Below are 12,932 nucleotides of genomic sequence, written 5' to 3' on the forward strand. Positions count from 1 at the left end.
GGATCCAGCGATCAAGTTAACTAGGATGACATATACAAGAACTGGATTCCCGCCTACGCGGGAATGACATAAAACGATCCACGCGAGCAATGCCTCTCGCAATGACGATACATATCAACTACGTATATTCTTTTTCTTTATTATTTTTGATTTAGCTTTTGTAGTAGATTTATTATTAGAGGCAAATTTGATTGAAGGTTTAGGGACTATAGGCTTAATATTAAAATGCTGATCTAGTAGCCCCATCATTTTTTGATCACGAGATGCGGCACTTTTGCCTCCTGTAACAACGGCAATCAATGATTTACCGTTCCGAGAAGCAGTAGTTACTAAATTATAACCTGCCGATGTATGAAAACCTGTTTTCATACCTTCTGCACCTTGATAATTTTTAGTAACCCTATTATGTCCGTTTACTATGTTTCCACGAAATACAAAGATGGTTTTAGCAAATAACGGATAATATTTAGGATAATCTCTCTTTAAGGCCATAGCAAGTTTAGCCATATCTCTTGCGGTAGTTTGCTGCAATGGGTCATGCCAACCTGAAGCATTTTTAAAATAGGTATTCTTCATACCTAGCTGTTTAGCTTTAACATTCATTAAATGAGCAAAAGCTTTTTCGGAACCTTTCATATTCTCAGCGACCGTTACAGCAGCATCATTAGCGGATTTTATAATTAATCCATTAATTGCTTCTCGAACAGTTATAGTTTCTCCTGCTTTTAAACCCAGCTTACAAGGCGGCATTTTTGAAGCTTTTGTTGATACAAGTAATTTTTTATCTAAAGGCAATTTACCGGCTTCAATTGATTCAAACATTAAGTATAGAGTCATTAGCTTAGTTAAAGAAGCGGGATAAATCCGAATTTGTGAATTATGGGCCTGCAACACCTTACCGCTTTTTGCATCAATTACTAAACTAGTTTGAACAGGAGGTTTAGGGATATTTTTTACAGCTTTCTTCGCTTCGCTTATGGGAGCAAAGAAAAATGTTGCAATAAAAATATAAGGTAATAAAAATTTACTAAACATTTTAAATAAATAAAATATTATTCAAATTAAATCAAGTAAAATACTGTGTCATGCCGTGGCTTGACCACGGCATCCAGTAAAAAATAAAAAAACTAGACTCCGTGGTCAAGCCACGGTATGACAATAAAACTTACTACACATTAACCTTCTTATTAAGATACATTAATATAAACAAAGCAGGCAAGGCTAAAATTATAGTAAAGATGAAAAAACCGTCCCAACCCATCATATTTACAAGTTTTCCGGCATAAATAGTGACAGTATTGTTACATAAACTACTAGCACTACTAAGTAAAGCATATTGTGTTGCCGAATATTTTTTATTACATAAATTACCTATATAGCCGACTAAAGCAGTAGCCCCCATAGCAGCAGCAAAATTCTCTATAGTAATAGCAATTAATAAAGCTTCAAAAGAAGGAGGTTGGTGATTAAGCCAAATAAATGCAAAATGCGTTAGACTTTGAGCAATACCGGTAATAATCAAACCTTTAAAATTCCCTACCTTATACATTACAATACCACCGGCAAAACCGCCGACTAAGGTCGCAATCAATCCATACAGTTTAGCGATTATTGCTATTTCACCTTTTGTATAACCAAGCTCTATATAAAAAGGTGAGGCAACCGCTCCAAGCATAGCATCGCCTAATTTAAAAAATATTACCGCAAGTAAAATAGTTACAGCAAATTCTCTTTTGAAAAAATCCTTGAAAGGATTAATTACTGTAGAAATCCATGAAGTAATAGAAGTAATATTAATTTTTTCTCTTACTAATTCTTTTTCTTTTACGGTTATTATAAATATCGTTGCAACAGCAAATATTATAGCTATAACAAAGAAAGTTAGTTGCCAATTATTTCCGGTTATTTCTGCAAGGTACAAAGCACCTGCCCCTGTAATAAGCATACCGATTCGATAACCGAATACGGCAGTTGCACTAGCAATAGTTTGAGTTTCCTGATCAAACTTATCTATACGCAACGCATCAACAGCAATATCGAACGTGCTGGATAAAAAGCCTAATGCTATAGTCAAAAAATATAAAGAAGTTAAAGAAACTTCAGGATTTTCCTTGCTCATAGCAATTAGTACTAAAACCATTAAAGAGCTACATAATATAAGCCAGCTTTTTCGATGTCCCCACCTATTTAAAAAAGGTATTTTAAAATTATCGACTAACGGCGACCAAAATACTTTTAATGAATATGATAATCTTGCAACCGCAAAAGTAGTAATAACAGCGATATCTATTCCGGATTCTTTTAACCATACCGAAAGAGTAGAAAAAATTATAACCAGCGGTATACCGCTAACTATTCCTAAAATAAATATTTCAAATAATCTATAGTCTTTAAAAATCTTGGTAATGAGCATTGTGGTATTCCTTGAGTTGAGGTCATTCCTGCGTGGCATTGTTGCGTGGGTATTTAAGTCGTCATTTCGAGAAAAAAATTGAAAATTTTGATGAAGCAATCTCGTACCAAAGTCTTGAGATTGCCACACTCCTTTAACCGCGACCTTGTTGCATGGATATCCGAACCGTCATTGCGAGGAGCAAAGCGACGCGGCAATCCAGAAAAATAATTAAAAAAATTCTGATATACAGAATTTTTTACTGGATTGCTTCGTCAAATTACTGCGTAATTCTTCTCGCAATGACAAAAAATCAATCCATGCAACAATGCCTTTAGTCGCCCGCAATGACGATTTAAGCAACACAATAATAGTTAACAAAAATTAAGAAATATAAACTATTTACTTTATAAATCAACCATTTTCTCTTAACTCCTTATTATACAACCTATAATATTCATCTTTATTCTTAAGTAATTGAGTGTGAGTACCCTGCTCACAAATCTCACCATTTTTCATGACGATAATGTTATCAAGGTCGGTAATACTACTTAAACGATGCGTAATGATTAAAGTGGTTTTTCCTTGGCGTAATTTCTTTAAAGATTCTAGAATTTTCTGTTCGGAAGCTTGGTCTAAGCTACTTGTTGCTTCATCCCAAATTAAAATAGGTACGTCTTTTAAGAAAGCTCTAGCAATAGATAAACGCTGACGCTGACCACCTGAAAGAGTTGTCCCCTGCACTCCTATCTGCGTGTCGTAACCGTTCGGCAGATACATAATAAACTCATGAGCATCTGCATATTTTGCTGCTTCAATTATTTCTTCTCTTGTAGCGTTTTCCTGACCGTATGCTATATTTTCGGCAACGCTTGTATCAAATAAATGAGTATCTTGAGTAACTAAGGAAATCTGACCTCTAAGTGAAGTAAGCTTAATATCTTTAATATCATGATTATTAATTAAAATTCTTCCTTCATTTGGATCATAAAAACGCACTAATAAATTACTAAGGGACGTCTTACCGCTACCTGAACGTCCAACAAACGCAATCATTTTATGAGGGTCTAGCTTTAAATCTATATATTTTATAACTATTTTACTATCAAAACTTAAAGCCAGTTTTTCAAAAGTAATTTGTGGATTATATAAATCTACTTCTTTAGCATCTTCATGATCTTTAATAAGAGGTTCGGTATCCAAAATACTAAATACCCTATTAGCTGCGGCTATTCCTTCTTGCAAATTAATATTTAACGATACCAAACTTTTAAATGGTCTATAAGCTGCAGCAAAAGCAGCTAAAAAAGCAAATAATGCACCGGGTGTTGTTTTACCCTCAAGAACTAGATTACCTCCGTACCAAACCATCCCTCCGACTGCAAGACCACTTAAACCCTCCATAATCGGTGAAACCATCGCATCTAGCTTAGATGTTTTTTTGTAGAACTCTAAAATATTATTAATAATCAACGATGCTCTATTACTTTCTATTTTTTCGCCTACAAAAGATTTAATAATCTTAATTGACTGAAATGTTTCATCAAGTCTAGAAGTATAATGCCCAAGCTCCTCTTGGGATTGTGAAAATATTTTTCTTATCTTTCTGCCCATCCTTTGCACCGGATAAACAGCCAAAGGAAACACAAGAAAAACTACACAAGATAATAGCGGTTCTAAATGAAACATAGTTATTATTAAACATACTACAGTTAGGAAATGTTTAGCACACCCAACAAGTAAATTAGAAACAGCCCCACGCATCAAAGAAATATCATTAGTAAAACGAGATATTAAACGTCCTGAAGATTGGTTTTGAATAAAAGAAATATCGGCAAGTAACAAATGCTCATACATTTTTATCTGTAAATCATTTAGTACCCTCTGCCCAACAAATTTTATTAGATAATTCTGATAATACTCTGAAATTCCTTTTATAAAAAAAGTTACAGTAAGCACTATAGGCATTATTATAAGCATTTTCTTATCATGCGTTAAAAAAATCTTATCAATAATAGGTCTAACCGCATGTACAATCACTGCCGTACAAAGTGCTGCAATAACCATGCAAAATATCGAAAAATATATTTTATTTGCGTAAGGTTTAACATGATCTTTTATCAGCCTTTTTATAACATCTGCGGCTGTATAATTATCATTTAAATTATTATTACTCATTCTCGTTAAAAATATTAAATTGATGATGTGATTGATTAGGTATCGGCATTTTCAAATGCTCAAAAGCGGCAATCGTGATTACCCTACCTCTAGGAGTTCTTTGTAGTAAACCTATCTGTATAAGATAAGGCTCTATGGTTTCTTCAAGTGCGTCACGCTGTTCGGATAATGCAGCAGCAATCGTTTCAATTCCAACGGGACCACCGTTATAATTATCCGCTATGAATTTCAAATAACGATAATCATTACTATCAAGTCCTATGCGATCAACTTCCAAACGATTTAACCCAAAATCAGAAATTTCTTTATCTACTCTTGATTTACCGTCAACTGCTGCAAAATCTCTTATACGACGAAGCAATCTTAATGCAATTCTTGGCGTTCCTCTACTTCTTTTTGCTATCTCTTCCGAACCTGAATCGGTCAAATCAATATCAAATAATTTACTTGCTCTATTTAGAACTTTCTTCAATTCTTCAGTATTATAAAAATTAAGCCGCATAGGAATACCGAACCTATCACGCAAAGGATTACTAAGCAGCCCAAGGCGTGTAGTAGCCCCGATTAAGGTAAATTTCGGCAAGGTTATTTTCACTGACCTTGCTGCAGGACCTTCACCGATAATTATATCAAGCTCAAAATCCTCCATAGCAGGATATAAAACCTCTTCAACCGCAGTATTTAAGCGGTGGATTTCATCAATAAATAATACGTCGTTCTTTTCAAGATTGGTAAGAATAGCAGCAAGATCAGCTGCCTTAAGTATAGCAGGACCGGAGGTGGATTTGAAATTACCGCCGATTTCATTAGAGATAATCTTAGCAAGCGTAGTCTTACCAAGACCGGGCGGACCGTAAAATAAAGTATGCTCAAGATGCTCATTTCGAGATTTTGCAGCCTTAATAAATACCGAAAGATTTTCTTTAATCTGCTGTTGACCGACAAATTCTTGCAAATATGACGGTCTTATCGGCAATTCTTGATCATTTTCAATTTTTTCAGGCGATAATATATTAGTCATTAATTTAAATCGAATATAATGACTAATAATAGCTAAAAAATAGTTTTATGCTATATATTTTATTCTAATTCTTCTATATCCCCCATTATTTTCAAGCGGTTATTTTTTGTTATTTTATCTAGCTGCTGCTCGAATCCCATTTCCTCTTGCGATATATTATTTGGATCAAAAACCATACAAGCACGAATAGTTTCATTATCTTTTACAGAGTTAGTAATTTTTCTCTTGATTCAGTATTTGTGTTAAATAAAGAAGTAGCAATGTCAGTAATACTACTACCTTTAGAAATCAAAGAAGAAATAGCATTTATACTCTCATCGTCAGAGATGCAAATTCTATCTAAATTTAAAACATTTATAGTATTTTTTTCTCTTATTGCTTTAAGCAATTTTATTAATTCATTAGGTTTTATTGGATTAGCTGCTATATCCAATTCTTTGAGATTGGTATTTTTAAGAAACTCATTAAAACTATCGCCCGCTTCTTTTTTTAAACTTATTCCTAGATTTCTAAGTCCTAAAAATTTTAAATCAGGCTTTCGATTAAGACCTTGTAATAATATTAAAAGACCTTCATCTTTTAAATCTCTAAAACTTATATCAATTTCTTCTATAGAATTATTGTTTTCTAAAGCTTGGGAAAATATTTTTATCTCGTCGTCTGTTTGAAAGTTAGAATAGAAACCAATACTAGTAATATAACATTCTGCATCTTCTAAAAAATTAGCAAGTAAAGAAATTATATTTTCTTTATCAAAATCGTATATTGTTAATTTTGTGATACTCTTATCACCTTTTAAAGCATCAAATACATCCTGCACGTTCTTTATTGTGATATCGTTCAATAACGGTTGTCTACAAGCACCTATTGATAAAGCAGCAGGATATTGTTCTAGTAAGTTTAGCGTCCTTGCAGCACCTATATTTTTTAAAAATTCTATTAACTTTGACATATATTTTACCTATTAATTTTAATAATTAAAGCTAATCTAAAATAGAATATTAATTTATCAACTAAAAATTAGAATTTCGGTTTTTTAAGGCTGTTTTGATTAACTCATCAATAGAAATTTCGGGATTTTGGGTAATGATGCCTTGAACGGCATTTTGTGCTTCAAATCTAGAAAAGCCTAGATTTACTAGAGCCTTTATTACTTCATTACTTGCAACGGTCGTAATATTCTTGATATTCAAGCTATCTTTAATAATAGCTGAACCGCTGGATATTTTCGCTACTTTACCTTTCAGCTCTAACACTATACGCTCAGCAAGTTTAGCCCCTACCCCCGATATTGCTTTAAATATATTTTTATCTTCATTATTTATAGCAATTTGAATATCTGAAGGTGTAAGGCTTGATAAGATAGATAAAGCCATTCTTGTACCTATACCGTTTACTGATTGTAACAAATTAAAAAAATTTTTCTCTTCTAGAGTCAGAAAACCGTAAAGATGAATATGCTCCTCTCTAACATGGGTTTCGATAAATAGTTTATAAAACTTCCCTTCAGCAAGTTTACCTAAAGTTTTACCTGAAGCATAAACAAGATACCCTACCCCGTTTACATCAATTATAACATAATCATCACCTTGGGAATCAATCTTACCGCTTAATTTACCGATCATATAATTTATTTCTTCTTTTTCTTACTTCTACTATATATTAAAATTAGTGCCGGTAAAGCGGTAATAATTGCTGCTAAAATGTAATGAATAACAAGCGGTCTATCCATCATATGACACTGCCCATCATTAGGAATAGTTTGAGCCAAAACCATATAAGCAACTATTATCGTTACTACTATATATAGAACGGTAAAAAACAAATATTTTATAAAATTTTTCATGTTAATTTCCTGTGAATCAACTGTGTCATTGTCAACATTATTGCATGGAACGAAAAACCTACTCGATGTCATTCCCGCGTGGGCCTGTAAAACCCACTCTGTCACCCCGTGGCTTGACCACGTGGTCCATATAAACAATAAAAAATACTAATAATTTTAGTATTTTTAACTGGATCCTGTGGTCAAGCCACGGGATGACAGAGGTGAAATTGGTCCACGCGGACAATGCCTTCCCGCCTACGCGGGAATGACATTAAAAACTACACAAACCTATAATAAGTCTGATTCTTATCACCTTTACTTATTAAAAGCTTATGCTCCAAACCATATAACAAATCTCTACTAGCCGTTGCCGTAGAAATATTTTTATGTACATTAGTATAATCTTTTCTAGAAAACCATTTATCCATTAAATTAACCTTGGCAAATTCAATTCTATATAATGGAGTACTTGCCTCATATGTTATATTATTACTATATAATCTTAATGCTGCAACTATTTTATCAAGCATAAACTCGATAAATAATGTCGATTCACCAAGCTTATCACACTTACTTAAAACACTATAATATTCACTTTGATTATTCCTTATCAAACTTTCAACGGAAATATATTCAAAAATTTCATTAGTTTGCATTAGTAATAATTGTTGCCATAATCTACCGATTCGCCCGTTACCATCAGAAAAAGGATGGATAAATTCAAACTCATAATGAAATATACAAGCCTTAATTATTCCAGAAATGTTCTTATCTTGTATTATAAACTCAAATAAATCCTGCATTAATAAAGATACGCGGCTTGCCGGAGGTGCAAAATGTACAGCATAATTTAGAAAGCTTGATACAAGCGAATTTTGCATGACTCGCCTGTACTCACGTATTTTTATACGCTGTGCAGGCTCGCATTTAAATTCATCTTGTCTGAAGCTTTCTAAATTATGCTGTATAATCTCCGTGCCTTTAAATATAGCGGCATTACCTTTACGCCACTCCCCATTATCTTCTACTAATCCTTGCATTAATATCTCATGTGCTTTTAGCAATGATTCAACTTTAAAAGGATTAAATATAGTCAGATCATTATATAATTTTATAGCATTTTTTACTTCTAAAATATCCTTTTCCGGTGCAAGTACCCTTTTTCCGTCTATTAAATCTGTTATCTGTTTTATACTTAAATTATTTCTTTCAATTGCTAAAGAAGAGTGGATAGTTTTAATTTGATTATTTTTGCGAAGTTTTATAGGCTGAGAATAAATCTTGCTACCGGCTAAAATACCAAGCTCATAAGAAATATCTTGTGATAGCTCCAAGATTTTATTAGTTATTTGAAAATGCGGCCTGTTACTCATTATATGATAGTATCATATGATACTATCATTGTCTAGGAAGAAAATTTTTTTATGTATTCCCGTAAGATATTGTTACATGTATCTAAAAATACCCTGGGTGTCATCCCAGGGCTTGACCGGTGTTGCTGCATGGCTCGTTTATGTCATTCCTAGCTAAAAGCGGGAATCCAGTAAAACCTATAAAAAACTCGTTTTTTTAGGTTTATTTTGTCAGTATTAAGACTCTTTTTTCTGGATTCCCGCCTACGCGGGAAAGCCTTGTTGCGTGGATCGGTAAAACCTACTGTGTCACCCCGTGGCTTGCTAACTAGGTCCATAAAAACAATAAAAAATACTAATATTTTAGTATTTTTACTGGATCCCGTGGTCAAGCCACGGGATGACAGAGGTGAAATTGATCCACGCAACAATGCCACGCGGGAATGACATCGAGTAGGTTTTTCGCTCTATGCAACAATGTCGAGCAAGTCGCGGAATGACATTAGAAAACTACAAGATTCCTGCAATTAACGGAATAACATAATTGACTTTTTAAGATTTTCTATCTCAATATCCTCAATCACCCCACTTTTACGGTTTTTCAGTTCAACAATATCATCTGCTGCTTTTTTAGGACCGATAATAATTTGGTAAGGTGAACCGATAAGGTCGTGCGTTGCGAATTTACTGCCGGCACGTGCTTCGGTATCATCATATAGCACTTCTATATTTTGAGCAGATAGCTCTTTATAAGCCTTTGCCGCAAGCTCTACGCATTTACTATCATGAATATTTAAATTAATTAAAGAAACTTTAAAAGGGGCAACGCTCAAAGACCATATAATACCTTTCTCATCACAATTTGCTTCTATAATAGCTGCCACTAACCTTGAAATACCTATGCCGTAAGAACTCATTTCTACGGGAGTTAGTTTACCGTGTTCGTCATTAATAAGAGCATTCATATTAACTGAATATTTAGAGCCGATATAAAAAATATGCCCGACTTCTATCCCTTTACTGCTAGTTATTTCTTGTTCGGATATAGGCAATTTATTCACATCATGCTTTTCTTCGGCTGCTGCGTACCAGCTTTTAATTTCCTCTACATCAATATTAGGATTATCTTTTAAAGTCTTAAATCTTTTATCGTAATAAATAGTGCTTTCACCGGTTTCGGCGATAATATGAAACTCATGGCTTAAATTACCGCCTATCGGACCGTTATCGGCAATAACAGGAATAGCAAAAACGCCTAAATCCCTGAAAGTATTTATATAAGCCTGATACATTTGATTATAGGTCTTAACGGCATTTTCTTCGTTTATATCAAAAGAATAAGCATCTTTCATAAGAAACTCCCGACCTCTCATAACACCGAAACGGGGTCTAATCTCATCACGAAACTTCCATTGGATATGATAAAGATTTTTCGGCAAATCCTTATATGACTTAATATTATGACGGAAAATATCCGTAATCATATCTTCGTTAGTAGGACCAAATAGTAAAGTATTATCGTGACGATCTTGAAATTTTAGCATTTCCTTACCGTAATTATCAAAACGTCCCGATTCCATCCATAAATGTGCGGGTTGAATGCAAGGCATTAGAACTTCCAAAGCTCCCGCTTTATTCATGTTTGAGCGTACTATATTCTCGATATTCTTAAGTACCTTTAAGCCGAGCGGAAGCCATGTATAAATGCCTGCCGCTTGCTGCCTAATCATTCCACTTCTAAGCATTAATTTATGTGAAGTTACTTGAGCTTCACTTGGCTCTTCTTTTAAAACAGGTAAAAAATATTTTGATAATAACATAGAATTTTTTTAGTTATTTTTAGTTTAATATGGTATTTCTATGTCATCTCCGTATCTTTTATGTCATTCCCGCGGAAGCGGGAATGACATAGAAATACACTTATCTTTTCAAGGTAAGATTTAAAAACTCATGGCGATATTTCTGCTGTTCTGCAAATATACCCGTATAATGCATAGTGTTCATTACGCTATTATCTTGCATCACTCCACGCATCGACATACAACTATGCAAGGCAGAAATCTTAACGGCAACGCCAAGAGTTTTTAAATTCTCCTGTACGCTTTCTGCTATTTGTACCGTCATTTTTTCTTGAATTTGTAGCCTTCTAGCAAAAATATTTACTATTCGTGCTAGCTTACTTATACCGATAATACAATTATCGGGAACATAAGCTATATGTACCGTACCGTTAAAAGGTAACATATGATGTTCACAAAAAGAGGTAAATTTTATGCCTTCCAGCGAGATAAAGTCCTGAAAATTACAAGTATCGTAAAATTTGGTACTTAATATTTCAGCTATATCTTTTTCATAACCGGAAAATATCTCTTCATAGCTGTTAATTACTCTCTCGGGAGTTTTAAGTAACCCTTCTCTATTTGGATCTTCACCAATGAATTTTAGTAATGTTCTTACCGCTTCTTTAGCTTCTTCTCTAGTCGGTTTACTCATGTTCTAGTTTTATACTTTTAAAAAACATTACTTTAACACAAATATATACAAACATCAAGCCGCCTACTATAGCAATCAGCCCTTCTCCGCCCATCATACCCATTAATAGCTTAGCTGACATCGGCATTACGCTATTTGGATCTTTCCGTATAACACCGTAACCGCCGGCGAATGCTAGTCCCAGTATGTGTAGAATCTGCCCGAATGTTAGTAGGTAGACGGCAAATGTCATACTATAGTGTATGTCATTCCCGCGAAAGCGGGAATCTATATCCTTGTCATCCCCTGGTTTGACCACGGTATCCAAAATATAATATACAGTTTTGTTTTCTATGGATTCCGTGGTCAAGCCACGGAATAACATCGCACTATACCCCATACAAGCAATACTAATCCCCACTATAGACCCGTGGTAATGAGCAGGGATTACCGCATTTATACCTGTGATATTCATTGCTATAAATCCGCCGAGTAGAAATAAAATAATGGAGCAAAGTAAGATTGTTTTGATGACTCTGTCATCCGCCCTCAATGTCATTCCTGCGGAAGCAGGAATCCATTCTTTTTTTTCTAGATTCCCGCTTTCGCGGGAATGACATAAAGGCACGTAGCAATAACCCAAGAACTCAAACCCCATACCTATCAAACATAAAACAGGAGCAATACCGCCTAGATACTTCATATGGTTTGTATAAAACTCTTTAAAGCTACCGTCAATAATATCATAAGATATATGACCGCAAACTATAAGAATGCCGAAAACAAAATTCAAATAAAGTAAGAATAGATAGAATTTTTGAAATTTTAATTCTCGACCTATTAGCTTCTGAAATAAGACAACCCAAATAAATATTAATATTTGAGTATATATAAATTGTAATAAATGACCTCCGCTCCAAAAAAGTAATTCATAATAAAATTCTATCTCGATAGGAATAATTTGAATGATGTTTTGCAAACCGTTATAAGAGCATCCAAAGCAAACGAAGCTTAAAATAAACATTATAATAGTCGATAATATTGTAAAATTAATTAGACTATTTAAGTTCACCCAATCGAAGAAATATAAAACACTTATCGCATATAATAAGAGCGTAACGCCAAATAAGCTTAACCCCAAAATAAAGACAATATTTTCAAGCATCGGTATATAATTATTCATCACCGGGTTATGTCCGACTATTGGGGAGATGGCGATTAGAAGAGTAGCTAGAAAAGCGAGTTTAGGGTAAAAGCGAAGCACGTCATTGCGAGCGAACGTAGAGAGCGTGGCAATCTCATGAAGCAGTACGAAATTCCTGAGATTGCCGCGTCGAGGCTTTGCCTCTCCTCGCAATGACGTTTCCCTCCCCCAAACACTAGCCGTGATAGACAACAACCAAATTAATACCGATAAATTAACATGAATAATTAAAGCAGATTTGAAAATATGCGGATTGGGGAAAAAATCGGCTAATTGAGGGGTACGTAACACCACCAAAATAATCGAATATAAACCCGCAAACCCTAAGGATAAAATACCAAGCTTAAGCCATGATATAGTTAAGCTATTATTTTGTAATTGACCGATAGAATTCATAATTATAGGAAAATATTAACAACTCTAACAAATAACTTACGATACTTAAATAAGCAATATTTTTTACAAAATCACTTTTGGAAGTGTTG

The 12,932-nt window shown here is 34.0% G+C and carries 12 protein-coding genes; 1 reads left to right on the forward strand and 11 read right to left on the reverse strand.

Features of this window, described 5'->3' with window-relative positions; genetic code table 11:
• Nucleotides 1–114: 114 nt before the first annotated feature.
• From SB78_RS01655 to SB78_RS07230, 8 genes are all read right to left on the reverse strand, one after another.
• Complete coding sequence (locus SB78_RS01655; protein WP_041078046.1) at nt 115–1,035, reverse strand: D-alanyl-D-alanine carboxypeptidase family protein; 921 nt, start codon at nt 1,033–1,035, stop codon at nt 115–117.
• 133 nt (nt 1,036–1,168) lie between these two features.
• On the reverse strand, nt 1,169–2,413 hold the full coding sequence (locus SB78_RS01660; RefSeq protein ID WP_041078049.1) for an AmpG family muropeptide MFS transporter: 1,245 nt from the start codon (nt 2,411–2,413) through the stop codon (nt 1,169–1,171).
• Nucleotides 2,414–2,806: 393 nt separating this feature from the next.
• Nucleotides 2,807–4,570, reverse strand: a complete 1,764-nt coding sequence (locus SB78_RS01665; RefSeq protein WP_041078051.1) for an ABC transporter ATP-binding protein — start codon at nt 4,568–4,570, stop codon at nt 2,807–2,809.
• The gene (ruvB, locus tag SB78_RS01670; protein WP_041078053.1) at nt 4,563–5,591 is read right to left on the reverse strand and encodes a Holliday junction branch migration DNA helicase RuvB; all 1,029 of its coding nucleotides are present in this window, start codon (nt 5,589–5,591) and stop codon (nt 4,563–4,565) included. Before ruvB ends, SB78_RS01665 begins: the two co-directional genes overlap by 8 nt.
• Before the next feature lie 202 nt (nt 5,592–5,793).
• Nucleotides 5,794–6,543: a leucine-rich repeat domain-containing protein gene (locus tag SB78_RS01675; RefSeq protein WP_041078055.1), complete on the reverse strand. Its 750-nt coding sequence runs from the start codon at nt 6,541–6,543 to the stop codon at nt 5,794–5,796.
• A gap of 61 nt (nt 6,544–6,604) precedes the next feature.
• On the reverse strand, nt 6,605–7,216 hold the full coding sequence (gene ruvA / locus SB78_RS01680) for a Holliday junction branch migration protein RuvA (protein WP_041078057.1): 612 nt from the start codon (nt 7,214–7,216) through the stop codon (nt 6,605–6,607).
• A 5-nt stretch (nt 7,217–7,221) separates the two neighbouring features.
• Entirely contained in the window at nt 7,222–7,437 is a 216-nt protein-coding gene (locus SB78_RS01685; protein WP_041078059.1) for a hypothetical protein, read from the reverse strand.
• Nucleotides 7,438–7,697: 260 nt separating this feature from the next.
• Nucleotides 7,698–8,792, reverse strand: a complete 1,095-nt coding sequence (locus tag SB78_RS07230; protein ID WP_041078061.1) for a palindromic element RPE3 domain-containing protein — start codon at nt 8,790–8,792, stop codon at nt 7,698–7,700.
• A gap of 207 nt (nt 8,793–8,999) precedes the next feature.
• On the opposite strand from SB78_RS07230, the gene SB78_RS11880 reads away from it, so the two are divergent.
• Nucleotides 9,000–9,218, forward strand: coding sequence for a palindromic element RPE4 domain-containing protein (locus SB78_RS11880; RefSeq protein WP_410524491.1), 219 nt, complete (start codon nt 9,000–9,002; stop codon nt 9,216–9,218).
• 80 nt (nt 9,219–9,298) lie between these two features.
• On the opposite strand, the gene proS is transcribed toward SB78_RS11880, so the two are convergent.
• From proS to SB78_RS01705, 3 genes are all read right to left on the reverse strand, one after another.
• On the reverse strand, nt 9,299–10,591 hold the full coding sequence (proS, locus tag SB78_RS01695; protein ID WP_041078063.1) for a proline--tRNA ligase: 1,293 nt from the start codon (nt 10,589–10,591) through the stop codon (nt 9,299–9,301).
• A 100-nt stretch (nt 10,592–10,691) separates the two neighbouring features.
• Complete coding sequence (gene folE, locus SB78_RS01700) at nt 10,692–11,264, reverse strand: GTP cyclohydrolase I FolE (protein WP_041078065.1); 573 nt, start codon at nt 11,262–11,264, stop codon at nt 10,692–10,694.
• The gene (locus SB78_RS01705; RefSeq protein ID WP_041078068.1) at nt 11,257–12,843 is read right to left on the reverse strand and encodes a palindromic element RPE4 domain-containing protein; all 1,587 of its coding nucleotides are present in this window, start codon (nt 12,841–12,843) and stop codon (nt 11,257–11,259) included. Before SB78_RS01705 ends, folE begins: the two co-directional genes overlap by 8 nt.
• Between the last annotated feature and the right edge of the window lie 89 nt (nt 12,844–12,932).

The organism is Rickettsia asembonensis, from assembly GCF_000828125.2.
Classification (GTDB): Bacteria; Pseudomonadota; Alphaproteobacteria; order Rickettsiales; family Rickettsiaceae; genus Rickettsia; species Rickettsia asembonensis.